The organism is Robertkochia solimangrovi (assembly GCF_007279655.1).
GTDB lineage: Bacteria > Bacteroidota > Bacteroidia > Flavobacteriales > Flavobacteriaceae > Robertkochia > Robertkochia solimangrovi.
The window spans coordinates 109,690-136,172 of sequence record NZ_QKWN01000012.1 but is presented as its reverse complement, the minus strand read 5'-3'; the positions used below and the strand labels follow the sequence as shown (position 1 = coordinate 136,172).

Here is a 26,483-nt window from a genome sequence, read left to right as displayed (position 1 = left end):
ATCTGAAAAAAATTAAATTATCACCCCGTAAGTTTCGTTTATTCATCGGTTTGTTTTCCGAATTCAAAATGCAAAACTTTTAGAACAATACCTGTCTTCGGGTTATAATAAGACCATTCTCCATGCTTAAGATCATTAAGGTACCAACCTTCGGTCAATAATTTACCTTCATCATTATAACGTTGATAAACACCATGCTTTTGGTTCTTACTGTAGGTATAGGTTTCTTTTACAATACCATTCGGATAATAGTTCTTAGTTTCTCCATCCAGTTGACCATTTTGAAATTCGGATTGCTGAATAATAGCACCACTTCGGGTTTTTTCACATATACCGGAAAAGGGAATATTTCCCTTATATGCCGACTTACCGGTCTTTCCTTTGAATGTAAGCTCAGCACAATTACAATCCGGCTGATCCGGATCCTGGCTATAGGAATAAGAGGCAAGCAGCATCACAAAAAATAAACAGAAGATCTTCATGATTACTTGTATAAAGTTTGTTACTGCAGGAAAGAACAGCCAGGCGGTATGTCAATTTCTCCCCTATTAATTCTTACGAACCTAAAAAGAACCTTCAAGCTCTAAAAATATTGTACTACAGATACTTATAAAATCGATGAACGTAAAATTTTAAGATATCCCGCTCTCTATTTAAAGACTTTAAAGAATTAAGAAACAAAACCGGGAAGTCCCAGCCGCCTGTCAGATACCTATTTAGATGTCAGGGATCCAACTGAATCTTAACCAGCATACAGATTATGATCGATATGTGACAGTAGTTGGGTTATTTGTTTCACTATCAGATAATTACACGCCGTAACTTCGGTAAATAAACCAAATAAACAATGTCATTATGAAAACAACCAAACTAATTTTGCCGGCCCTGATTCTGTTTTTATGTTCCTGCTCAACAGATGTTTCTGATCTTGCAGAACCCATTCCAGCAGAAGCATCTCAACTCATCGATTCTAAGGATGAGGTTTCATTAAAAGGACTGGGATTTGTGGCTGACAATCCTAAAGTGGCCAAAGAATTAAGTCTATTACGTACTACACTGGCCAATATCCGAACTTTTGAAGATGTGATGGATGCAGGCTGGAATGCACAGCTTACCGACTGGTGGGTAAATATGGGATATCATTATGGAAATATGGACTACCTGCTGGACGGAGAGTTCGTAATCGACCAACCTGAAGCCATCCTGATCTCTTGTGCTCCTAATGGAGACCCGGTAGCTGTAGGAGTTGAATACCTCATCCCATCATCTGATCCAACGAGTCCTCCGGAAGGATTCTCCGGAGACGCTGATGTTTGGTCTTACAATTCAGATTTAAGTCTCTGGACACTTCACTGCTGGATCAAAAAGCCAAATCCCTCCGGAATTTTTATGGCCATGAATCCGGAAGTACCGGCTGAAGCTTGTTTTGTACCGTAAAAAGATGTTAAAATCAAAAAGGAGGTGCCAGAAATAGCACCTCCTTTTTTCAATGTAAAACACCTAACTAAATCACAATTAACTTATGTATCAAAATACTATTGCAAACTTGATTCAAGCAGGTCCATCAGCTCAGGATGGGAAGGTCTGGGAGCTTTTTTTTCCAAAAGTTCTCCATCTTTTCCGATAAGGATATAATGGGGAATTCCATTTAGATTATAATCTGTGTTCAATTGACATTCAAAGGATCCGGTAGCTAATTGAACACCGGAAAGCAAATCTCCTTCATTTGCATTTACTTTTTTAACCCATGCATCGTGATCATCATCAAGAGAGATCCCGATAAACACAATTTCTCGATCCCTGAATTTCTCCTTTACTTGTTTCAATGCGGGTAATTCCCGCAGGCATGGACCACACCATGTAGCCCATAGATCTATGTAAACAATTTTCCCTTTAAAATCTGACAATGATACCGGATTTCCGTTTACGTCATTATAGGTAAAATCAGGCGCCTGCTCTCCTTTCTTCAGGGAGGTGTCATTCTTGACGAATTCCAACCATCTTTCATAAAGAATTCCAGATGCATTTTCAGATTCTATAATCTGTGTGAGAAATTTTCGCACTTCCGGATCTGTATTATTTGCATAATCGATACAGAATTTAGTCATCAGTTCTCTGTTGAGATAATCAGAAATTTCAAGACTCTTTATGGCTTCATATTGCGCTTTATAATAAGCTAAGGAACGTGGCTGAATTGAATCCGGCATTCGATCATCTGCTTTTCTCAAAAGTATTGTGCGAACATACATAGCATATTTTGAACTGGACTTATACATCGCTATGTCATCGAGCGGGATCTTACCCTTATAGTAATCTCTGAAATTTGAAGGAATTGTATCCTTATGTTCGGGAACGAACCTTTTATGATCAGAGGGGTAGTAATAGAACAAATAATGTGCATCTACGAGTTCTCTGAGCTTCAAATATTCTCTGGTATGCGGATCCCGAATCTTCTGCTCCTTTATAAAACTTTCTGTAAAATCAAGGATATTCTGAAGACGCTCATTCATGAGTCTTTCAAAGTTTTTAGGTCCTTCCCTGAAAAGTTGCGCCTCAATCAAAGGAAATTTCTCATCTCTTTCGATCTGGTAATTTAAAAGTTGCCTGATCAATCCTGAATTATCTCCTTCAACCCCAATAAGCTTTAAGGTTTTCAGCGCATCACTTTGCTTCTCGGGTATTTCAATAATCAAATCGTTTTCGCCAGGCAGGTAAACAGGAAATACCAAGCGATCTGCTACAAATTCGCGCAATCCAGTTATCGATTTATCATACGTAAAAGAAAATTCCCCTTTCGTATTTGTTTCGATCTCGATGATCTTTGATCCTCCGGTAAGGAGAAGCGATTTATAACCTTCTCCTACCGATCCTTTTATATCTTGTCCGAATAAGGATGAAAACAAACCTAAATATGCAGTTATCCCTAATAAAAAATTTTTCATAGTTACAATATTTAATATGGGTTCTGTTCAATTTGTCCCTGACTCGACTGAATCTCTTCAGCAGGAATTGGAACAGCATATCTTCTCGACCCCAAAGGCAACTCATAGATCATCAAAGGTTCACCTGTGGAAACCCCCGTGGCGGTGTATGGATAAAAAGTTCGTTCCAGTACCACATCATCAGAAGTCGTTTCATTTACTGAAAATCTCTTTATATCAAAAAATCGCTGTGTAAAAGGCATTTCTCTTCTTCGTTCTTCCAATACCACACTTAAGACATCTTCAGCACCAGAAGCAGAAAGCAAGGGTGTTCCCGGCAGCGTGCGATGCATATATAGAATATTAATGGTCTCCAAAGCTCCGGAAAGATCTCCAGTTCTTGCCTGACATTCGGCTTTTAGAAGGTACATTTCTGCAATCGTGGGTCCGTTCGGCAAATGCGATTTATAGAAAAAAACATAACCCGGGTAGGCCAGCGATGGGTTGGTCATCCCTCGGTTATAGGAATACCCTTCAACCATGTGATATCGATAGCGCAAATCATTTTCATGATCATAAAGATCGAGCAGTTCCTGACTTGGAACAAACCACCAGCTTCCATTATAAAGTGTTCTGAAATACATATATTCCTTCCAGTTCAGGCGATCGGAAGGGTCGGTTTGATTATCATGCGTATAAGGATACTCCACCTCCACGGTTTGTTCCGAGGAGGTTCCGGAATCCAGGACATAGCTTTCAGACATTCCATAACGCATGTCTGTGTTATAATCCAGTAGCCCGGGATGATTGGCGATGGCGATTTCTGCGTATTGCAATGCCTGCTCATAATCCTGTTTTGCCAAATAAAATCTTGCAGCCAATGCATTCACTGCAGCCGTATTCGCTCTATAGATTTTTTGATCAGACGGATCTATGTCGACATCCAGATCCAGAGCTATTTGAATATCATCCTCGATAAAATCATAGGTTTGACCTAAATTATTACGATCAAGTGATTGTTCATAGTTAGGCAGTGTTTTCAGCGGCAAACCTAATTCACCTGCATTGGCTAAATTATAAGGCATACAAAAGGTATTAACCAATTGAAAATAACTGTAAGCGCGAATAAAATGTGCCTCACTGCTCAATTGTGTTCTCTCCGCATCAGTGGCATCAACTTCATCGATACTCTCGAGAATCACATTTGCGGTGAAAATTTTGGTATATTCTGAATTCCAAAAATTATTATTCTGAAGCACTATATTATCAATATCCCAGGTCATATTTTGAATCAAACTCATTGTAAAAATTCTAGGACTGCGATCATAAAGATTTATCGGTAATGCAAAATCATCATGACCATAGATCGCTGCGAGGTTCGACTCCTCATTAAAAGACGAATAATTATTTAACAGAGCCTCAATATCTGCAGCTGTTTGAATGGCCGCATTCCGTGTTACCGAAGGGGCTTCATCCAGAAAATCATTACAGGATACCAGTAAGAACTGAAACAGGATAATAGCAACAACATGTCTTATATAGTAGATAGATTTTTCCATTTTCTTTTTATTGCATTTGTTAGAATGTAAATTTTGTTCCTAAGGTTATCGTGGGTTGTGGGTTAATGGTACCCAGCGGATATTCAGGATCTTCACCATAATTATTAGCCAGAATCGTAAAAACATTGTTGGCTTGTAAAGTGAACTGTACTTTAGCATTAGATCTCATGATTCTGTCAAGTGGCAGATTATAGGTCAGGTTGATCTCCTGCATTCTGATATGGGAGGCATTGGTGGCCAGGTAATCCATATATGGATAGTAACGATCCCATAAATAGTACATGGATTCATCAGGAGTCGTAGGTAACGGAATCACTTCTGACGGATCTGAATTTCGAATTTCAGAGAGACTGCTGTTGGGTAACGATTTCGTAGTAAACAGCGAAGGATAATTAAATGCCTGTCTCTTAAAAACATGTCCGAATTTGCCGGTTACGATGAACGACAGATTGAAATCATAAATATCAAAAGCCGATGTAAAACCTAATACATAAGGCGCAACCAGAGTACCTTTATTTACAACGTAATCGAGTCCGTTGCCCGGGAGAGAACTCAAAACAAAGTTATATTGTTCATCATTCGGACCTAAATGTGTTGGTCTTCCATCTTCGTCTAATCCTCCATAGATCATGGTCCATAACGATTGTGCATTGTTTCCTTCCACATAGGAAGCGGATCCTCCACGTATCATTGTGTAGGCGTTATAATTCACCACATACAGGTCTGTGATCTCATTATCATTATAGGAAAAGTTTATATTTCCTGTCCAGCGGACCTTATTTCCGATAACAGGGATAGAGGTGCCCACTGCTACTTCAATACCTTTGTTCAACATCGACGCATTATTGAAGCGTTGTGTATCTGTTCCATTTGCAGCCGGAATAGAAATACTGGCAACAAGATCTTCACTCTTCTTATTGTACACATCCACAGAGCCAAACACAGAACGGCGAAAAAGAGAAAAATCAAGTCCGAAATTTATTGTCCTTGTTCGTTCCCAACGAAGTGAAGGATTTCCAAAATTGCTGATACTTGCAGTTTGATCTCCCGTATAAATATTCGGCGTTGAAGCATAACTGATCAACGGTTTAAAGGATGTCGATTTATCAACATTTCCATTATAGCCATAACTTCCCCTGAACGTAAGATCCGCTAACCAATTAATGTCTTTCAAAAAATTTTCCTGACCGGCACGCCAGGAAAAACCGGCTGACCAGAATGGGTCATATCGAAATGAGGGGTCATCCGTTATCAAATTCGAAGCATCCGTTCTGAAACTTCCGGATAAGGAATATTTATCATCGAAGGTATAGGTAAGATTCGCATAGGTTGAAAAGTACCGGTCCGTAGACTTCGAGAACGAAGATGCATATGAAAAGGTCTGAGATTGTCCCAAAAAATTCCTGGTGCCTGTTGCTCCGTTCGGAAAGATTCCCGAGGTTAATGCTACTGGGTCATATCCATATGTAATCGGATATCCATAAGATTTGATTTTCGTATCGATAATTTCGGTACCTCCAATGAAATTGATACGATGTTTTTGGTTAAAAAGATGATCATAATTTATCTGTGCTCTGAAATTATAGGATTCCAGATCGCTGCTACTGCGACTTAAAACACCTCCAATAGGCAAATTAGGGGTTACTGTATTTGTCGCCATATCCCATGAAGAGGTTGTATTAAGTAGATTTCTTACATAGAAGGTCTCTTCTCCATAGTACGCTTTCCCACTGGTCTTTATATTTTCATATTGCAAACGGGTGTTAACGCTAAAACCTGGCAGAATCTTAAAGGTTAGTCCTCCCTGCAATCTTATATTGCTGGGATCGGAAGTTACAGATCTATTATTAATTTCCTGAATGGGGTTGTATCCCCAATCTTCAAACGGGAAAACACCCTGAGGAATATAGGTATCCAGCAGTGGTTTATAATATCTATTTATACTGTTTAATCCCCCAGTTTCATCGATCAACATTTCATAAGGTGATAAGCCTTGAATATCGCTTAAGGTAACACCGTTATTAGTAAACTCCTGTTTCTGGAGCATCGCAGATACATTTAGATCCAACCATTTAAATACCGCCGCATTGGTTCGGTAATTCACCATGTATTCTTTGCTATAGGTTTCTTTATAATTAGATTGGTTTTCCTCATACATCAATGAAAGAAAATTACTCATCCTTTCCCCTCCTCCTGAAAGACTTAAATTATACTGATTACTCATAGGAGCTGCTAACAGATTATTTCTAATCTGTTCCTTATTGGAAGATGTTCTGTAAAGCTGTAATAGTCTGTCCCGCTCGCTTTCCGGGATATTACCCAATTTGGCCTGTTGAAGCGTTGTCGCCACTTCAGACCAATTGAAAAAATAGTAGGGTAAAGCAACCGGATCAGGTATCGGTGCTCTCCAGTTATTAAAGGATTCGATTTCATATGCAACGGTCTCTTCAGACGTTGCCAGAGGATTCACATAATCAAGATCGAGTTTGTCAGCAAATCGCGTGAAGGTTGAGAACTCTACTTTCAGCGGTGATTTTCCATGAGATTTTTTAGTGGTTACCACAATTACGCCATTAGAGGATTTAGCTCCCCAAATTGATGCCGCTGCCGCATCTTTTAATATGGTAACAGTCTCCACATCATTTGGGTTTATGGAATTGAACCCTCCCTGTATCGGGAAACCATCCACGACTACAAGTGGATCTCTATTGGCATTTAAACTACTCTGCCCGCGGATTTCAAAGGATGCATCGCCATTCTCATCAACAAAAGCCTGTACCCCGGGCACTACCCCTATTAAACGGGAAGAAATATTGGTTGATGGCTTTCCTAATTGTTCTTCCTTCACTGAGCTGAAGGATCCAGTTGCACTTGCTTTCTCGATTTTCTGAAAACCGGTGGATACTATCATTACTTCCTCCAGTTCATTGATATCCTCTTCAAGAGTCAGATCGATTCGCACCTCAATTCCAATGACCCTCTTTTCTGTGACGTATCCCAAATAACTGAATGACAAGCTATCCCCTATCGAAGCCTTGATCGAATATTGCCCCAGTTCATCAGTTACGGTCCCTTTAACGGTATTCTGGTTAACCACAGTTACCCCGAAAAGAGGTGCGCCGTCCATTGAAGTTACATTACCAGTAATATTGCGTTGCTCCTGTCTGCTTTCGGTGGTATTCTCCTTTCTACGGTCGTGTATGGTACTGGGTTTATAAATCACGATCTGATTTGCCAGTACTTTATAGGCAAGCCCTGTACCATTTAGAGCTCTTATGATTATATCATCTACGGGGATTTGTTCAGCCGTAATCGTGATATCATCAAAGTACTTTACATCATCATTTCTGAACAAGACCTTATATTCGGTCTTTGCTTCAACTTCCTCAAATATTTGCTGTAAACTAGCTCCCTGAATATCGATCGATATTCGTGTTAGCTGTCCGCCGGATCCGGCCTGGATCTGAAAAAGTGATAAAATACAAAGTAGTAGGGATATTTTCATCTTAAAGCCTATTTTATGGCATGTTGAGATGTCATACTTTTTTTTCATAAATTTGAATGATTTTGGTTTATTTAACTAGTTGCTGAAATCATAGTAAAGGAATCGGTGCCAACGGTTCCTTTTTTTGATTGAGTAATCTACATAGGCGCTGGTTTTTTAATGGTTATTACATCATTATCTTTTTCATAGTTGAAGGCTACCGTTAGTTGGAATGCCTGAAACAGTTCATCAATGGTTTCCACATCAAAGGTTCCGGTATATAAAAGATCATTTATTTCAGGATATTCATTAATGATCTTAACCGCATAGTAACGTTCGATCTTCTTCTGAACATCTGAAAACCGATCATTATAAAAAATCAGTTTACCCTCTTTCCATGAAGTAAATCTATCAACATTCACACGTCTTTTATACATTTGACCTGCTACCAGAGTTGCCTGTTCCAAGGGGTCTAACTTGATGGAATCTGCATCTCTAGTTACCAATACACTACCCTCCTCAAGTGTCACCGCAGTGATCGCATCATCTTCATAAACAGAAGTATTGAATCGGGTTCCCAATACCTGTACATCTATCTTGTCTGAAAGAACACGAAAGGGTCTCAAAGAATCCTTGGAAACTTCGAGATATGCCTCTCCCTCCAGTATTATTTCGCGAGCTCCACTATTCTTAAAATATGACGGAAAAGTAAGGGTTGAACCTGAGTTCAAGATTACCAAAGTACCATCACTCAATGCAAGTTCCATCATATGCCCATAAGGCACCCGTAAAGTATTGGTGACCGGAGGTACTGACATATCGAAGTTTGAAAGTGCTATTCTCGTACTTACCTGTTTACCGATCACCTGACCCTTACTGGTCACTAAATCGCTGGTCATATCAGTATTTATTGAATCGATCTTACCATCATCATATTCAATAGTTACGTATTTGCTATAATTAATGTCAGTACTCAAATTATCATTCTCATTATGGAGATACAATAGATAACTTCCACCAGCAAAAAGTATCAGGATCGCGGCATACTTAAGAATCGATGAAAATTTAATCCTTTTAACAGGTACATTACTTTTTTCTGAAGCATTGAGTATTTCTTTCATGAGGGAACCACTGTCATAATTACCCAGTTTTAAATCAGCCAGGTAATCTGCTCTTACCAATTGCCGGAAGCGTTTTTTATTGACAGGATCCTTAAGATAATCAGCAAGCTGATTCTTTTCCGATTCAGATATATCCCCTGATAAATATTTAAAAATTAAATGATAAACCTGCTCTTTACTCATTTCTGTTCATGATTTATTGATAAGACGACATAAAAATTCACAACCCTTACGTTTATTTATAATTTTTTATAATATTGAAAAAGTTTTATTCCCCCTAACCCTGTATGAGTCAAGATTTTCCTACAAATGAAATACTTGTCGAAGCATTACGTAATGGTGATGTCAACGCATATAAATACCTGATCGATCGCTACCATCACAGGCTGTGCGCCTATGCTACGGGTATTCTTAGAAATGCAGGAAACTCAGAAGATATCGTTCAAAATGTTTTTCTCCGTCTCTGGAGAAAAAGAGATAAAATTCAAGTAGAATCCAGTCTTAACAGCTACTTATACAAGTCGGTTTTTAATGAATGTATGGATTTCAAAAAAAAATCTTCAACAGTTAACGAAGTTGACGAAGAACATGTCAAAATTATCCAGACCGTCACTTTTGAATTGGTAGAGGAGCACGAGTTCAAAAACTTAATGACTCAGGTCGATGAGGCGATTGATTCCCTTCCGGATAAATGTAAAGAGATATTTGTTCTAAGTAAAAAAGAAGGACTCACGAATCAGGAAATAGCAGAATATTTAAAAATCTCCATTAAGACGGTAGAAGGTCAAATGTCAAAAGCTTTGCGTCAATTACGTAAGGTGCTTAGAGCAAACGGTGCCGGTATGGAGCTCCTGTTCTTTCTCTGGGCTGAATTTTCACAAACACCTCCCAAAGATTCCGTACGCTCAGCGTAATGCAATCCTGCTATTTATTAACAATTACCACAACCATATTTATATAAACCTAACCAACTGTAACTTCCCGTTTAAAAACGGGAAGTTTTTAATTTATTAGCCATAAACTATACACCTTCCCAATCAAAGAGCTACGTGATCTGACTACTGTTGTTTCTGCCCTAAAATCACTATCTTTCCTATTCTTAAAATACATACCTCTATTATTAAATTTGAGAAATCATGAGCTATTATTTTAACACGAATTTAAAAGGCACAACCTTTGAAGATGCCATTATAAAAGTCACAGCAGCCTTGAAGGAGGAAGGCTTCGGTGTGCTGACCACAATCGATGTTAAAGAAACACTCAAAAAGAAAATTGATGTGGATTTTAAAAAATATACGATTCTGGGAGCATGTAATCCTCATTTTGCGCATAAAGCTCTTTGCAGTGAAGATAAAATTGGTGTGTTTCTGCCCTGTAATGTGATCGTAGAAGAGAATGAGGATGGCTCGATTGAGGTTGTCGCAGTCGATCCGATCGCTTCAATGAGTACTGTTGAAAATCCAGATCTCGGTGAAATTGCAACCGATGTACAGAATAAGCTAAAAAAAGTAATCGCAAACTTATAACCCCCTGCCGCTTACGATGAAAACAGGAAGACTTGAAGCGTTCAGCGATGGTGTATTAGCCATCATAATTACTATCATGGTATTGGAAATGAAAGTTCCGGAAGGACCCGAATTTGAAACTTTACTTCCGGTCTTGCCAGTTTTCCTGACGTATCTTGGCAGTTTTGTGTATATCGGTATTTACTGGAACAACCATCATCATCTGATGCAGGCAGTAAGTAAAGTGAATGGAAATGTATTATGGGCAAATCTTCATTTATTGTTTTGGCTATCGCTGTTTCCCTTTGTAACCGGTTGGATGGGCGAAAACCATTTTGAAAAAAATCCGGTTGCTCTTTACGGCATCGTTCTGATGATGGCAGCAATCGCCTACAGAATCCTGGTATGGAAGGTAATGAAATATGAAGGCAGCAATTCCAAGTTGAAAAAGGCCTTTGGCAAAGATCTTAAAGGATTGATAAGTATCCTTTTCTATGCACTGGGCGTGATCATATCTTTCTGGATACCAATCATAAGCCTAATGCTTTATATAGTGGTTGCGATCATCTGGATCGTCCCGGACAAAAGAATCGAAAAGATAATATCAGAAGAACTATGAAAACACTGGAATACAGCAATGGTGAGATCACCATTCTCTGGAAACCCGAACTATGTCAACATTCCGGGATCTGCGTAAAGACGCTTCCCGAAGTTTACAATCCGAAGGATCGGCCATGGATCAAGATAGAAAATGCGAGCTCTGAAGCCCTGATCGATCAAGTTTCAAAATGTCCGTCTGGGGCATTGAGCATTAAATCCAAAATTGAAAAAGAATCATAATTACATCCCCTCACTAATATGACAAGAATTGAACAGGAAGACAACGGAAGAAAAGGAAAATTCGTCATCTATGTCGATGATGAACACGCCGGAGAAATGACCTATACAAGGGCCGGCAGCTCTAAATTTATTATTGACCATACTGAGATCGATGAAAAATTCTCAGGAAATGGATATGGGAACGACCTCGTGATGAAAGGGGTTGAATATGCAAGAGAAAACGACCAGAAGATACTCCCCTTATGTCCCTTTGCGAAGAAGGTGTTTGATACTACGCCAGAGATTGCGGATGTAAGATATGGAATTTAACGTTAGAAGTGTCGGCACCTGACGGTGCTTAGTGTCGATCCTGATTGCTCCCGCAATCTGTTCTCTAGTGTCGCGGATTGTTTTGCTGACGCAAAACTCCCTTGAGTGACCTTAATGCTCGCTATCGCCTCGCTATGGGTTAATTCGGTGACGCTTTGTTCGCTTTCGCATCACTGAATTTAGTTCGCTGACACTCACTTGGATTTGTTCGCTGACGCTCACTTTAGCTTCGTTCATTGACGCTCGCTATGGGTTAATTCGTCGCCTCCTTTCCGGGAATATTTAAAAATATAAACGACATAATTAATTTGTGCTATCTTTAGAGGAATGTTCCCGGAGTTCCGCCAACATTCAACAACCCTGATCAACCTATGATAAGCACTGTTAGATATACATTTATTGATCTGAAGTATCGATTATACGATCTTTTTTTGAGCAAGACATCCAAAGCGGAATGTCATGATGTTCTTATGCAGTGGAACTCCTATTTTAAAGGACTGGGCGAAAGGGAAAAGAAGGAATTTGTAATAAGAACTTTACGCTTTTTAGGGTCTGCACAAATCGAATCAGAAAAAGGTTTTGCGGTTACGCGGGAAATGCAGCTTTTATTGGGAAGTGCTTTTGTACAGATCACTTTTGGTTTGAACCACGATGTACTGGAATACTTTAACAGGATCGTACTGTTCTCCAAAAACTACACCTACAAAAACAGCAATATCTATTTAAAAGGAGATGTAAATCCATTAACCCGTTCGGTCAACCTCAGCTGGCCGGCTATTGAAAGTGGATTCAAATCAAGTAGTGACGGAATCAATCTGGCTCTGCATGAATTTGCACATTGTCTTATCCTTGAAAATTCAAAGAAAAATTATTTTCAGCGTATACTTCATCCCGGCCAGTTAAAGCAATGGGAACGCCTTGGCATTAAACAGATCGCCCGGATTCGACAAGGACAAACCACAGTATTCAGAAAATATGGTGGTACCAACCTTATGGAAATGTTTGCGGTTGCACTGGAAACCTTCTTTGAAAGGCCTCTCGATTTTCATGCTGATGCTCCCGAATTCTACAACTGTATGTGCTTTTTGCTCAAACAGGATCCCAGACATACCGAAAATCCAACCCGAATATTGAGAACCCTTTAAGCCCTGTCACTACTTCTCTTTTTTTAAGTTAATCTATTTCCTCTCGCTGCCTTCTACCTGAAGTTCATTGCTGTTTAGAGAAGTCCTCATATAATTTAACTCACTTCTAAAATCACCTTAAATAGGATCAGATTCAAATGCCAATAGATCCTGCCTGCGGTAAGCAGGATCGTCGATATCCATTGCGCAAACAGACCAGAAGATCTTAACTAAAACATATGAAATCATATCATAAAAAAACTCCTTCAACCTCAGCCTGCAAGATTTGTAACCAGCGTGGCTCAGGTGAAGGAGGAAGTTCCATTAGGGTGCTTAAAGCCGAATATATTGGTCAGGTATATCCGGTCAAGGTTGGGGATTGTTTCAGGTTTTAAACCACACCTTTATGAAAACTTTGTTTGAACATAATACTCCTTTAATAATTCACTAACACTCTAAAAAACACCTACACGCGACAGAAACATATCGCGATAAGTAGTACCCAGGGGTATCCAGGTGCCATTGACCACAACTCTGGTATCCCTGAATTTTTTAACCTTACAGGTATTGATCATAAATGAATCATGAACGCGTATAAATTTAGAATCATTCAGATTATTTTCAATTTCATCGAAACTCATGGAGGTAAGCACCGGTTTGCCATAATCGAGATATATTCTACGCTGACCTTTAAATTCATGTATATAAACGATATCGTTCACATTGATTCGAATCTGGCTTTCTTCCTGAAGAACATAAAGCATTTGATTGAAGTTTACGGCTTTTCCATCGGAAGAGACCAGATTACTACCCGTACCCTCCGAATTAAAAACTTCCAGAACTTTAGAAACTACTTTTACAAATTCCGGAAATTCCACCGGTTTCTTTAAATAGGCCAACGGATGCCAGGCAACTCCTTTGGACATGAATTTTTGCTCGGGAAGCGTACATATGAACAGTGGCTTATATTCAAGTGCCTCCGAAAATTCTCTTTCATTAATAAACGGTGTATCTATCGCTGCAATGATAAGATCTATCCTTCCCGAATTGATCTTTTCGATCGCTTCCAGTGCATTCGAATAGGTTCCCTGCAATGAAATTTGATCTAATAATTTACAATAGGTCCTGAAATACCGAACCGCCAACGGATCGGGATCGATAATAATACAGTTTATCTTCATTTCATTCATTTTTCGAATTAATCATCCAATAAATTCCCCGAACGGTCTTTTAGTCCGTCCCAAGCAAGGCAACCCTCCTGATCTTAATACGCATCCCGGTTAGGTCTGCAGCCGTAATTCTGGGATTTGTCTTTTCCTGAAGTCTGTGAATAACCAGCATTCCTATAGCCTCAGCACCTTCCTTGTTTTCAAATTTGTAGGTTCCTGAGACCCCAGGAACATATCGTTGTTTGATCATAAGTTTCTCATGGAAAAACACTGAATACGACCAACCGCTTTGATCCTCATCAAGTTTCAGGTTGAATCCCGGTTCTTTAGTGAGTAGAATTCCCAACGCCCACAGAATTGCGATCGACGCAATTAAAACTGCGATGGGCCCTACGAATCCGGAAGATCTTTTTAACTTCTTCATGATACTCGATTCTGATTAATCGTCTTCGTTATATTCTTCATTTGGAAAGAACTGATAGGTATCATCGAGATACAGTGTTCCACTTCTTCCAAGGGCTATAAATGCCATTTCATCATTATAGAAAGCTACTGATCCCTGTCTTGACACTCCTTCGAAGGAAGTTTTTTCTTCCCAGGTATCATCTGAAGGATCATATTCCCATACAGAACTTGTACTGGAAGAACTGTAAACACCAAGTGCCAAATACCCTTTTCCGTTCAGAGAAAATCCAACTGCATTGTTTCTTACCAGTTCATAAGTATCCTCCTCATCGAGATCGTTCAATGCGGTCCAGGATTCAGCATCAAGGTCGAAAACCCAAAAATCATCCTGATTCAATCCGTTTGAAACTCCGGATCCCATATAGACCTTATTTGCTATTCTAAAGGAAGTAGCATCTCTACGTTTGGTTCCTCCGAATCCAACCAACTCTTCCCAGGTGTCATTTGCAGGATCATATTTCCAGAAATCCTTTTTGTCATTTTGACCATCATAACCGGTACCTACGTATCCATAGGAGTCTGAAGAAAATGCAACAGCAGCTCTTCTCGCCGTTCCGCCGAAATCAGCCACCTGAGTCCAGGCATTTGCTGACGTATCGAAACGATAACAATCTCCAAGCTCCTTATTGGTATCTCCGTTATAACCAAGTCCTATATAACCAGCACCATCGATCGCAAATCCAACGGCTGCGCTTCGTGCCTCTCCCGGAAATTCCGGCAATTGCTCCCAATAGTCACCGCCCATGTGATACGCCCAAAAATCTTTTAAATAATCATCTCCATCATAACCAGTACCCATATATCCGGTACTACCAATGGTAAACGCAGCAGAATTACTGCGGGGAACACCATCGAAAACCGATTTTTCAACCCAGTTTCCTGAATCGTCATCATCATCGTCTGAAGAACAGGAGGTAATGACCGCGGCCAATGCAAACAATGGCCCAATAAATTTTAATCTTAAATGTAAAAGCTCCTTCATTTTATTGTGGGGTTAAATTTTAAAGTCCGGTGAGATCTTACCTGAATTCCATTTCACCGAAACTGTGATTTACGAAGCGAACATATCAGAAATTCCTCTTTTGAATAAATAAGATATACCAATACGGGAATTCCGTCTACAAACCGGATTCTGGCACATATCAATCGAATCCTGCTGATTTATCGATGATTTTAAGGGCTTCGTTGGATGTTCACCCCTATATGTATATTCTTTTTTAATAGCCGGAGGCAAATAGGGTTCTTTGAGCCTCATTAACATGGTCACTATGAAAAATGCAATATTCATCCTCTTCGGAATCGTGCTGTTAACAGCCTGTTCGCCTGATACCTACGACGACTTCACAGCCGGGGAAGATTTTACTGATTCATCCGCAAGAATCATTTATATCGATACTTTCAGCGTTGCGGTCTCCACATTTAAACTGGACAGTCTGGCAACCTCCTCCGCTACCAGATTACTTGCCGGACAATATCAGGACCCCTATTTTGGAACTGTACGATCGGAAGCCTATTTCGAGCTTTCACCCTCTTCATTCGATATTCCTAAACAGGCAACTCTCGATAGTGTAGCGTTGATCCTTGGATTTGACACCTATTACTATAAAGACACCCTGAAACTCAATCACTATAATATACATCTGATTCAGGATGAGCTCACATCAGATGACAACAGTCTTTACAATACTTCTGTATTCGGCTATGATGCTACCAGTATCGCGAGTATCGAATTCTATCCTCAACCTAATTTCTCAGATTCTCTTTATATCCGTATTCCCTGGGAAGTAGGTGAAAACATCTTTGACCCGATACGATCCGGTATCGTTGATGAAACGCCAGATTTGAGAGAAGTTTTCAAAGGTCTTACCATTCAACCAACTACCGACGATGATGGAACAGTACTTGGATACTCAAAAGATCAAGGTGACACCTATCTTCGGTTTTACTACACTATTCCATCAGAGATCCAGGACGAATCACTCACCTACGATATGTATATCCTGGATAATGATGTGAGTTCCTATAACAAAACTTCGGCAACACGAGATAATTCATTTTTCAACAAACTTACTGATCAGGATATCACACTTAGATCCTCAGAAACCGACAGCATGAGCTATGTTCAAGGTAGCACAGGCTATATGACCTCGATAAGTTTCCCCACTCTCAGAAACCTTTTCGATCTCCCTAATAAAGGAGTGGTACTAAATGCCAGTCTTACCATTTATCCATTGATTCATGACACCGAAGTATTCCGGGACAGCCTGACGGTATCACTATTGAATAATCACAATGAAGTGGAATCTCAATTGTCAGATGATTTCGTTGGGTCGGTCTATGCCACCCTGCTCTATGACGAAGAATTTCAGCAATATTATTATACACTCCCAATCGATGGTTATATCGAAGATAAATTGAACGAAACCTATATCACCGAAGACGCGATCACTATCCACCCTAACTCATTTAATTCAACGGTAGACCAACTGATCATTAACGATCAGGGTGAATATCGTCCCAAATTAATTGTTAAATACGGAATTTACGATGAATAAAAATTTTACGCTTCTGCTTGCGGTAGTAGCCATTATTTCCGCACAAAGCATCAGTGCACAATCCAACAATTTATCCGGATCACCCTATTCGCTGTTCGGACTTGGAACTGCAAATTATACGAATTCAGGATTATCGACGGGTACTTCCCTCAGTGGTACGGCCTGGAACAGTGCTTATTTTTACAATGGTATTAACCCTGCGACCCTTTCATCCTTACAAGACAAGATCTTTATCATGGATATCGGCCTCAAAACAGAGCTCAATAAGATCTCCAATAATGACACTTCGGAATCGGTAAGTGTTTCCAACTTCTCCAATCTTTCCTTTGCCACTAAGACCGGCCAGCGCTCCGGTGTAAGTCTTTCGCTTACACCCTCTTCCACAGTAGGCTATTCTCTGACCGGACAAGTGGATAATATCGAAGGAAGTACCGAAGAATATATCACGAGTGTTTCCGGATCCGGGGGAATCAATGAACTGAATCTGAGCTATGGTTATAAACTAACCGATAAATTAAATCTTGGGTTTGGCATGCAGTATCTTTTCGGAAGTATTAAGCAGGAAGAATCCATTGAAACCTGGGAAGCCAGTATCGATATCGATGAAACAAATTATTATAGCGGAATAGGATTGAGACTCGGCGCAACTTATCAGCTCACCAAGAACCTAACCTTTGGCGCACTAACAGACCTCCAAACTACCATGAACGGTAGAATGGACAGAACCATCACCAAAAGTAAATATGGGGTATCCTCAGAGGTAGAGTCGGAAGAAGGCACACAGATCGATGATTTTACCTTACCATGGCGTATGGGCTTCGGACTTAATTACAGTTTCCTGAAAAAATTTGTCGTAGATATCGACTATAATAAAAGATTTTGGAGTGTCACCGATCAAACCGATGATATCGGAACCTACAAAGATCAGTCTATCTACAATTTCAGTTTCAAATATTTCAATGCGCAACCCCGAAATTATCTGGAAAGTGTTATCCTTCTTGCCGGATTTAATTATGACACTGGATATCTCGAGATCGATCATAAATCAATTTCGAACACTTCGGCAACCTTTGGTATCGGAATTCCAATCGGTGGTCGTTCCATCCTCAATATCAATTATACGCACGGATTGTCGGGAGAATCGGGTAACCTCCTGATTCAGGAGAACTACAATACGATCAATATCAATCTGAATCTAACAGACCTTTGGTTCCAGAAACGCTGGATCAATTAATAGATGAATACTTAAAGAAAATACCAGGAGGTCCTGGCTTTTTCTTTTTATACGTTCGATACCTTCCGGTTTCCTATATTCATAAAAAAACACCCGAAATTACCTTCGGGTGTTTTCACCAACTAACTTAATCTGATTGTGTAAATGAATATGGCTGAATCCAACTAATTCTTATTTACCGTAATGAGTGGTCATCCAGTCATAAGGTTTTCTGGCGATCCACTGACCTCTTGTGAAATCAGGGAATTCCTGAGGTTCCCCATTATTTTCGATAGAAATTTCAGATAACGGAGTGATCGCCGACCATGCTGCGGCATCATACGCATCGATCGGAGGAGCAACATTCGCCATCGCCGCCTCAACAAAAGACTGCATAACAAAATAATCCATTCCACCGTGACCGGCTCCGGTAGCCTTTGCTTCATATTCTTTCCATACCGGATGATCATATTTTTTAATCCATTCTGTTGCATCATCCCAATGATGTGGCTCCGATTTACCTTCCACATAAATCCTGTTGCCATCGACTTCCCATAGTCCGTTAACGCCCTGCACTCTGAAACCAAGTGAATAAGGACGTGGAGAGTTCGTATCATGAGTAATGATGATGGTCTCCTGGTTTGCAGTTTCAATCGTAGAAGTGATGATATCCCCCTGTTTAAACTTAACCTTGGTATTTGGATGTGATTCCCCTCCTTTGTCAACAACGTATTTATGAAGTCCGACCGCCTTGGTGGCATGAGAAGTTATGGTTCCAAAACGATTACCACGGTTTATGTCACACATCGCAGCGATAGGACCAACTCCATGAGTCGGATAGGTGTCTGCATTTCTGAAAACCGAATGCTTCGTTCTCCATTTTGACTCAGAGATTCCTTTATCTCCGAATTCCACTCCCGGACCATAGGCTGAATTACCATCATTGAACTTAACGCCACGCAGGTCATGCTGGTAACCACAACGAAAATGCAGTAATTCACCAAAAACATCCTGCTTTACCATATTGAGAACCGCCATGACATCTCTTCGAAAATTTACGTTCTCCAGCAACATCATATGGGTTCCTGTACGTTCATGAGTGTTGACAAGATCCCAGCATTCTTCAATGGTCTGAGAAGCCGACACCTCCACTCCCGTAAACTTTCCGGCTTCCATAGCAGCTACAGCCATCTTGGTATGCCATAACCATGGAGTAGAAATTATAACTGCATCTACCTCTTTTGAGGCCAGCAAATTCAGATAATCCATTTCATTCTTACCAAACACCTGCGGCTTTTTACGACCATCTTTCTCCAGCAGCTTCAAGGCAATATCAACACGATCCGAATCGATATCACAAATAGCGGTGATCTCCGTATCGTTTCTTCTGATCGCATTGTTCAGGTGGTTAGTTCCTCTTAAGCCTACCCCTATAAATGCAAGCTTTAGCTTTTCTCCTTTAAAAGGATTAAATCCGAAAGAAATATTCGGGGCAAACGCCAACCCGGCACCCGCAATGGAAGTTCGTTTGATAAAGTCTCTTCTGGAATTCATTTTTATCCGATTTTATAATTTAAATAGTAAAAGAAAGTTTTTTTATTTCGTTTTATATTCCAAAAATAATTTTTTTATTTAAAAAACAAAATTATTTAGGGGTTTAAATAGCATTTTAGCTTTCATTAGTGTTCCTTATGGCTTGTGTTCTCTTTTTCAGACTCATTACTCTCCACCTTTGGTATTTCCGGCTGCATAATAGGCAGCCTTAAACTGGGTCAGCAACGATTGTTTTGATTGAGCATCCACTGGAATTATATAAAAAGTATAAGCATGATCCTTAGCCGGATCGATGGTATACTTTTGAAGAGGTCGTGCTCCCCAGCTGTCGATTCCGGCAACACCTCTTTGCTGCATATCCAGTTTCAATTCAATAAATTCCTGTTCTGTAATATCGGTGGTGTGTTTGCTGAAATTCGTCCCTACCGCCCCCTTTTGATAATTGAGTCCGGCAGTCACATCAAAATCCTCCTGTGCCATAAAAAGTGCACTAAAACCCAGATTGTCCGGATTGTCAGCCGATGCGACTACCATGATTCCCTCTCCAATAGTATTTTGGAACAAGGCCCATCTTATATCGGTTCTGTAACCATTCTCCTGAGGACGGATATAAGGGAAATACATATCGCTTACAGAAGTTTCAAAGACATCCACAAAAGTGGAGGTTCTCCGATCGGCATAGTTCTCCCATGGACCTCTTCCATAATATTTCACATGGCTGTATTCTTTTGGTAATTTCATTCGCATTCCAAAACGGGGTATATCAGCGGCCATTTCTGAAGCATTCAAATGATTACTCACTTGTATCATTCCGTTTCCGAAAACCGTATAGGCAGTTAGCTGGGTAGTTTCAACACCGGGCAATTCGAATTGTACCTTAATCGACACCGATCCATCCTTATTTTCTTCAATTGCGGTGATCTTTGATCGGTAATTCAGGGAAGCTTCTTTCCACACAAGATTCTTTTCCTGCATTCTGTTACCAAGGTCGTTATCGGTAGGAGCTCTCCAATAGTTAGGTACCGGACCATTCTCCGGCAAAAACATCTCCTTATCGTCAATTTTATAATCAAGGATCTTACCTGAGGATCGATCAAAACTTATGAAAAAGGAATTACCGGATATTTCGATCCTTCCTTTACCCTTTTTCAGGTTTACGGAACCATAGTCCTTTATTTCCAATTTTGCTATTTCCCTGGCTGCAGGCTCCAATTTGAATTGTTCTCTGGCGATCACGTAACCGGCGGGTAAAAGATCCTGCTCTGATTTCAATATGCCTTTGATTTCGATAAAATACTCTGTAAGCGGATCCAAGACAATATCTCCGAAAGGAATCCGAACTAACCGGCCAGTATGCGGAATTATACTACCAGGGTCCAAAGTAATTTCCCGGAGTAACATTCCGTCTGCTTTGATCACTGCAGAAAATTGAAGGGTGTTGAGATCTGTAAAATCATAAAGATTCTCGATCAAAATTCTCATTTCCTTCTGCCGGTTAATACCCTTGTCTTTAAAGTTTACCGGTTCATGTACCTTCCTTACTTCGAACAGCTCCGGTTGAGGAGAGCGATCCGGGTCAACTATCCCATTATTCAAAAATGTATTATCGGTAGGCATATTTTTCCCGTAATCACCACCATAAGCATAGAAGCGATTTCCAAAAAGGTCCTTTTTCCAAACCGACTGATCGACCCAATCCCAGATGAACCCACCCTGAAGATTATCATACTTATCGATTTCATCCCAGTATTCCTGAAAGTTCCCCATACTATTCCCCATCGCATGAGCATATTCACTCGGAATAAAAGGCCGGTCTGACTTATTTTGTCCGATTAATTCAAATGTTCCGGGGGAAGGATACTGAGGAACGATGATATCGGTATTACGGTCCATATCAAACAGGTTCCCGTCTTCCTTTTTGTAAGAGCGTTCATATTGTACCGGCCTGCCGGTGGAATCCAAGGATTTGATAAGATCATACCCTTTGTAAAAGTTCACACCGTTTCCGGCTTCATTTCCCATAGACCAGATGATCACGGATGGATGATTGTAATGCCGTATCACCATCTGTTTCATGCGTTCCAAATGCGCCTTTTCCCATTCCGGCTTCACGGCAAGACTGTGCTCTCCGTAATACATTCCATGGGATTCAATATTTGCTTCATCCACCACATAGATCCCGTACCGGTCGCATAATTCATAGAATTCATCGCCACGCGGATAATGACTCAATCGAACAGCATTGATATGATTCTCCTTCCAGAGTATTATATCAGTCATGATCATTTCCCGGTCAATCACATGTCCGGTTTCCGGATCGTGTTCCTGTGTATTCACACCTCTGAGGGTAACAACCTGCCCGTTTATTTTTAGAAGGCCATCGCGTATTTCCACTTTTCTGAATCCCAGATGCTGAGGAATCACTTCCAATACCCTACCCTTTTTGTCCTGATGCGTAATTAAGAGCGTATAGAGTTCCGGAGTCTCCGCCGTCCACTTCTCAACAGCCGGGACAACTCCGTCAAAGCTGACCTCCGTCGAAGTACCAGCCGTCAGCTTATAATCCCGTTCTTCCTGCAAAATGACTTTACCATTTCTAAGCAGCGTATATTTGAGCTTCGATCTGTGATCTTTACCACTGCGATTACCAAGGGTAAGATCAACCTTAAGAACGCCGTTATTATAGCCTTCGTCAAGTGAGGCATCTGTTTTAATATCGGTAATGTGATTCACGGGCTGAGCATACAGGTAAACACTTCTTTCGATACCACTGATCCTCCAGAAGTCCTGACATTCCAAATATGATCCGTCAGTCCATCGAAAGATCTGTATAGCTATACTGTTTTCGCCGGAATGCACATAATCGGTCACATCAAACTCAGCGGGCAATTTACTTCCCTGAGAATATCCCACATAGGTTCCATTAATCCATACAAACCCTCCGGATTTCATGGCACCGATATGAAGAATTATGCTTTTGTTTCCAGTCCAGTCTTCAGAAACGGTAAATTCTCTTTTAAAGGAACCAACAGGATTATAGTCATGAGGTACTTTACCCGGATCACTGGGATAGATCCGGTCTGTAAAATCAATCTCCTTAGAAACGGGGGCTTTATAATCGGCAAATTCATATTGGTGGTTGACATAGATAGGAATCCCAAATCCTTCGATCTCCCAATTGGAAGGAACCTGAATATCTTTCCAGGAGGCTATATCATAATCTTCACGATAAAAGTCTTCAGGTCTTTCGTCGGGTTTACGTACCCAGTTGAATTTCCATATTCCGTCCAGTGATATATAATTTGTTGAGTTTGCCGGGATACCGGTTTCAGCGAGTGCTGAATTTTCATAGGAAAAGAATCCGGAATGCGGATCTAACTTATTTTCAGAGAGAACATCAGGGTTCTCGATATAGTGATAAACATCCTCTTCAGGATTTTGCTGTGCTTGAACATTGGCAATACTCAATAGGATGAATAGTAACAGGTAAATTTTTTTCATTCAGTTTTCGTTAGGTAATTACCGGAGGGCCGGTAAACAAAAATAAAGAAAGGACAATCTTAAAGAACTGTCCTTTCCGTTAAAACTCTTTTTATTTATAATGCAGATCATTCAAATCATCGGTTATTCAAAAGACCCGGGATTCTTCAATTCAAGGTATCTTAGCTTCCAGGGCAGAAAAATCTAAAACGGGCTTTGCTCCTGTCTCCGGACGTTCAAAGCTTGCTCCCTCTGCAACATTATCACTAAAAAAACCGCAATTTTTAAGATAGAAATCTCCGGAAGCATCAAGTCCTCCGGCATGATCTGTACGTCTGCCCGCATCTCCTGTTGCATCGATGGAAAAAATAGTATTTGTAAGTTCATACCAGTTCCCCTCCTTATCTACCACCCACTGATTCCCATATTTTGCCATACGCATCTGATCGCCTGTCTTCGTATCAAAATTTTCAAGGAATGAATAGAAACCGGTTAGATAAGTATCGGTATGGGGTCTTCTGAAAGAAGCGATCAACTTCCACTTCTGCTCTCCGGGAGCATAAAACCAGGCGGTGAAATCAGTACTTTCATTGCCTGAAGGCTCACCTTTAAGTAAGAATTTACAGGTGGTTCCTGCCTTCCAGTTATATTTCAGATAGCTTTGACCTCCGGATCCTTCATTTCCGAACTCACCGGTATGCACATCCTCCCCTTTTGCCAGTAGCCCGATTTTATAATCATCCGGGATTTCATCCGGATTATCAGTAGTATAAGGACTCCAGACTGAAAAAAGTACTCTTCGCTCTTCTTCACTGTTTACCTGAATACCGAAATACCCCTGTCCAAAACCGTTGGCCATGAAATAGGATCCGATCACATCTTCACCTTCAGGCACAGTGATCTCAGAATAGAAATAGCGGATATCTTTATTTTCCGGAAGTGGAAACCTCAGATGAACAGAAGGGCCTCGTCTTCCAAAATAGAAATTTTCCTTTTCCCTGATATAGGTTACTTTTCCTTCCGAAGCTTTACCGGTGATAGCAATTTCGGTAATGTCTCCGAAATATTCGGCAGTTTTTGATACCCCTTGTACTTCCACATAATGATACCCGGCATTTTCTATACCAAAACTACCTACCGGAACATCCTGGTAGGAATCATTGGATACTTCGATCTCCCGAATATCTTCACCTATACCTACCTTTATTACTGAAACTCCGGAAGACACTTTCATATGTAATGCCAGGTCGAGTTGCCCGGCTTGTTCGGTAGCGAAATATACCCGAATGACATCTTCCGCAGCAGCCCAGTTATGGATCCCTGTTTCAGAGATCAGTACTTCATTGGCAGACGCATTGTTCAGGACCCAACTATTTCCTCCTGCAGGAATACGCTGGGCATTCTGCCAGGAAACCGTGGCTAATTCTTCACTTTGATGGCTACCGGAGCTGTTACACCCCGCACAAGCTAAGGCGAGGTATAACAGAGCTGCCGGTAAACCGCTAACTACTTTACTCAAATTCATATTCCTATCATCAAGGGTTTTGGATCAGCGAAGGCTGCGCCGTGATTTGTGCTTCTGGAATATACACAATTACCCGGTTATCTGTAGGGGTCACCTCATAATAAGGATTATTTCCATTCAGATGTGTACCCGGATATCTTCTGTTTAGGGCCCTGTTGTTTCGGAATACATCAAATTTGCGGTGACCTTCATAGGCAAGTTCCATTCTTCTTTCCTGAAGTGCTGCATCAAGAGCTGTCATCCCGGCAGGTAAATTACCTGATTCATACGTCTCGATTCCAGCTCGCTCACGAATGATGTTCACATTTTCGATCGCTGCAGCTTCATTACCTGATTTAGCATAGGCTTCAGCTTTGTTCAGATACATTTCAGCCAGTCTTGAAACCAGTGGAGACCATAAATGAGAGACCTCCTCCTGTAGTGAACATTTAAGAATATAGAATTTTGGATACCCGTTACGCTTTACCATGTCGTAATCTTTAACTACATACTGTTTCTCTCCTCCGGTCTCAAAGTAATATTTAGTAAGGTCACCCTCCTGCTCAGACAATACATCATAGGTAGTACCATCCTGATCAAAGGTTATACTACTTCCGTTTTCTGTGATCGGTCTGAATTGGTACTTATAATCACCATCAACCCAGAAAACTGCAGGAATCTTATCTCCATTGGCATCGAACAAATATTGCGGTTCGATAAATCCGAAACGCTGATCAGCAGGATTCATACGCAACAGGTCCAGGTAATCACTGGATGCATACATCTCACCCCACCCGGCACCATTGATATTGGCATACAACGAACCTACGGTATACCAACCATGGTTATAATCGGAATCTTCCAGTCTTTTAAAACAAAAGATCGTTTCAGGGTTATCATTCGGATTCAATTGAAAGTATTTAGAAAGGTTATCATGACTAACCAGACTATACTTTCCGGAATTGATCACCTTGTCGGCATATTCCACCGCCTTTTCATTCTCCTCCATATACAGATAAACTCTGGATAATAAGGCTTGTGCCGCTTCTTTCGTCGCATAATTATTAGCCTTATCCACCGTCATCAGGCTTTCGGCCCTGGTAAGGTCGGCCAATACCTGATCATAGACTTCGCCAACTGTATTTCTGTCTGGAGTATCACTTACATCATCTGTTAACTTCAACGGAATCCCGAGATTCTCCCTTCCCTGGGAATAGGGTCTGCCGAATACATTCACCATCTGAAAATACACAAGTCCGCGCAAATAATAGTTCTCCCCGATCAATTGATCCATTTCGGAGGTAACACCTTCTTCTGCAAGACCAATGATCTTATTACAGCCAACGATCGTCTGATATCCAGCGGTCCATAGATTATTCGCCTTTCCGCTGGTAGTGATATTATGGTAGTTATAAATATAAAACAAAGGGTCAGTTGTCGTTCCACTGAGTGCCACGTTATCTCCGGCATATTCACCGAAACGGTGCATCTGAGGTGCAAATCCATTACCGTCTGCATCCCCTTTCAGCATAGAATAGTTACCGAGAGTAGCCGACTCCAATCCTCCTTCACCCCCAAAAAGTTCTTCTGAAGCGATGGAATCATAGGGAAATCTGTCGATGTCGCAAGAGACAAGCACCAGGGCTGCCAATAGGCTCGTTATGATATTCTTCATAATTA

General features: G+C 40.6%; 21 protein-coding genes. 9 read left to right on the top strand and 12 right to left on the bottom strand.

Going from position 1 to position 26,483, the window contains the following annotated elements:
• Window positions 1-38: 38 nt before the first annotated feature.
• Entirely contained in the window at window positions 39-482 is a 444-nt protein-coding gene (locus DMZ48_RS16060) for a toxin-antitoxin system YwqK family antitoxin (protein ID WP_143956190.1), read from the bottom strand.
• 373 nt (window positions 483-855) lie between these two features.
• Between DMZ48_RS16060 and DMZ48_RS16055 the strand changes: the two genes are divergently transcribed.
• Window positions 856-1,437 carry a hypothetical protein gene (locus DMZ48_RS16055; protein ID WP_143956189.1) on the top strand — a complete coding sequence of 194 codons (582 nt, stop codon included), beginning with the start codon at window positions 856-858 and terminating at the stop codon, window positions 1,435-1,437.
• A gap of 98 nt (window positions 1,438-1,535) precedes the next feature.
• On the opposite strand, the gene DMZ48_RS16050 is transcribed toward DMZ48_RS16055, so the two are convergent.
• The 4 genes from DMZ48_RS16050 to DMZ48_RS16035 all read right to left on the bottom strand — a co-directional run bounded on the left by DMZ48_RS16050 (window position 1,536) and on the right by DMZ48_RS16035 (window position 9,268).
• Window positions 1,536-2,942, bottom strand: a complete 1,407-nt coding sequence (locus DMZ48_RS16050) for a TlpA family protein disulfide reductase (protein ID WP_143956188.1) — start codon at window positions 2,940-2,942, stop codon at window positions 1,536-1,538.
• A gap of 11 nt (window positions 2,943-2,953) precedes the next feature.
• Window positions 2,954-4,480 (bottom strand): RagB/SusD family nutrient uptake outer membrane protein, encoded by a 1,527-nt coding sequence (locus DMZ48_RS16045; RefSeq protein WP_143956187.1) that lies wholly within the window; start codon window positions 4,478-4,480, stop codon window positions 2,954-2,956.
• A 19-nt stretch (window positions 4,481-4,499) separates the two neighbouring features.
• Window positions 4,500-7,985, bottom strand: a complete 3,486-nt coding sequence (locus DMZ48_RS16040) for a SusC/RagA family TonB-linked outer membrane protein (protein WP_162558745.1) — start codon at window positions 7,983-7,985, stop codon at window positions 4,500-4,502.
• A gap of 137 nt (window positions 7,986-8,122) precedes the next feature.
• Window positions 8,123-9,268, bottom strand: coding sequence for a FecR family protein (locus DMZ48_RS16035; RefSeq protein WP_143956185.1), 1,146 nt, complete (start codon window positions 9,266-9,268; stop codon window positions 8,123-8,125).
• A gap of 104 nt (window positions 9,269-9,372) precedes the next feature.
• Between DMZ48_RS16035 and DMZ48_RS16030 the strand changes: the two genes are divergently transcribed.
• The 6 genes from DMZ48_RS16030 to DMZ48_RS16005 all read left to right on the top strand — a co-directional run bounded on the left by DMZ48_RS16030 (window position 9,373) and on the right by DMZ48_RS16005 (window position 12,884).
• Entirely contained in the window at window positions 9,373-9,999 is a 627-nt protein-coding gene (locus DMZ48_RS16030; RefSeq protein WP_143956184.1) for an RNA polymerase sigma factor, read from the top strand.
• A 222-nt stretch (window positions 10,000-10,221) separates the two neighbouring features.
• Window positions 10,222-10,611 (top strand): DUF302 domain-containing protein, encoded by a 390-nt coding sequence (locus DMZ48_RS16025; protein ID WP_143956183.1) that lies wholly within the window; start codon window positions 10,222-10,224, stop codon window positions 10,609-10,611.
• Window positions 10,612-10,627: 16 nt separating this feature from the next.
• Window positions 10,628-11,209, top strand: coding sequence for a TMEM175 family protein (locus DMZ48_RS16020; protein WP_143956182.1), 582 nt, complete (start codon window positions 10,628-10,630; stop codon window positions 11,207-11,209).
• Window positions 11,206-11,430 carry a (4Fe-4S)-binding protein gene (locus DMZ48_RS16015; protein ID WP_143956181.1) on the top strand — a complete coding sequence of 75 codons (225 nt, stop codon included), beginning with the start codon at window positions 11,206-11,208 and terminating at the stop codon, window positions 11,428-11,430. Before DMZ48_RS16020 ends, DMZ48_RS16015 begins: the two co-directional genes overlap by 4 nt.
• An 18-nt stretch (window positions 11,431-11,448) precedes the next feature.
• Window positions 11,449-11,739, top strand: a complete 291-nt coding sequence (locus DMZ48_RS16010) for a GNAT family N-acetyltransferase (protein WP_143956180.1) — start codon at window positions 11,449-11,451, stop codon at window positions 11,737-11,739.
• Between the two features lie 371 nt (window positions 11,740-12,110).
• Window positions 12,111-12,884, top strand: a complete 774-nt coding sequence (locus DMZ48_RS16005; RefSeq protein ID WP_143956179.1) for a zinc-dependent peptidase — start codon at window positions 12,111-12,113, stop codon at window positions 12,882-12,884.
• 434 nt (window positions 12,885-13,318) lie between these two features.
• Here DMZ48_RS16005 and DMZ48_RS16000 read toward each other — a convergent pair whose 3' ends face one another.
• The 3 genes from DMZ48_RS16000 to DMZ48_RS15990 are packed head-to-tail and all read right to left on the bottom strand — an operon-like array spanning window position 13,319 to window position 15,479.
• Window positions 13,319-14,044 (bottom strand): LytR/AlgR family response regulator transcription factor, encoded by a 726-nt coding sequence (locus tag DMZ48_RS16000; RefSeq protein ID WP_162558744.1) that lies wholly within the window; start codon window positions 14,042-14,044, stop codon window positions 13,319-13,321.
• Between the two features lie 49 nt (window positions 14,045-14,093).
• On the bottom strand, window positions 14,094-14,456 hold the full coding sequence (locus tag DMZ48_RS15995; RefSeq protein WP_143956177.1) for a DUF4907 domain-containing protein: 363 nt from the start codon (window positions 14,454-14,456) through the stop codon (window positions 14,094-14,096).
• A gap of 15 nt (window positions 14,457-14,471) precedes the next feature.
• Complete coding sequence (locus DMZ48_RS15990) at window positions 14,472-15,479, bottom strand: Kelch repeat-containing protein (RefSeq protein WP_143956176.1); 1,008 nt, start codon at window positions 15,477-15,479, stop codon at window positions 14,472-14,474.
• A 286-nt stretch (window positions 15,480-15,765) separates the two neighbouring features.
• On the opposite strand from DMZ48_RS15990, the gene DMZ48_RS15985 reads away from it, so the two are divergent.
• Together DMZ48_RS15985 and bamG are read left to right on the top strand one after the other, a co-directional pair.
• A complete protein-coding gene (locus tag DMZ48_RS15985; RefSeq protein WP_162558743.1) occupies window positions 15,766-17,052 on the top strand; it encodes a DUF4270 family protein in 1,287 nt (428 codons plus the stop codon).
• Window positions 17,045-18,286, top strand: a complete 1,242-nt coding sequence (gene bamG / locus DMZ48_RS15980) for a BamG family beta-barrel-assembly machinery protein (RefSeq protein WP_143956174.1) — start codon at window positions 17,045-17,047, stop codon at window positions 18,284-18,286. The genes DMZ48_RS15985 and bamG overlap by 8 nt, the downstream gene beginning before the upstream one ends.
• A gap of 171 nt (window positions 18,287-18,457) precedes the next feature.
• On the opposite strand, the gene DMZ48_RS15975 is transcribed toward bamG, so the two are convergent.
• The 4 genes from DMZ48_RS15975 to DMZ48_RS15960 form a co-directional block, all read right to left on the bottom strand.
• Window positions 18,458-19,819 carry a Gfo/Idh/MocA family protein gene (locus DMZ48_RS15975; protein WP_143956173.1) on the bottom strand — a complete coding sequence of 454 codons (1,362 nt, stop codon included), beginning with the start codon at window positions 19,817-19,819 and terminating at the stop codon, window positions 18,458-18,460.
• A gap of 165 nt (window positions 19,820-19,984) precedes the next feature.
• A complete protein-coding gene (locus tag DMZ48_RS15970) occupies window positions 19,985-23,320 on the bottom strand; it encodes a glycoside hydrolase family 2 TIM barrel-domain containing protein (protein WP_143956172.1) in 3,336 nt (1,111 codons plus the stop codon).
• Between the two features lie 151 nt (window positions 23,321-23,471).
• Entirely contained in the window at window positions 23,472-24,824 is a 1,353-nt protein-coding gene (locus DMZ48_RS15965) for a DUF3472 domain-containing protein (RefSeq protein WP_143956171.1), read from the bottom strand.
• 10 nt (window positions 24,825-24,834) lie between these two features.
• Complete coding sequence (locus DMZ48_RS15960) at window positions 24,835-26,478, bottom strand: RagB/SusD family nutrient uptake outer membrane protein (protein WP_143956170.1); 1,644 nt, start codon at window positions 26,476-26,478, stop codon at window positions 24,835-24,837.
• Window positions 26,479-26,483: the final 5 nt, after the last annotated feature.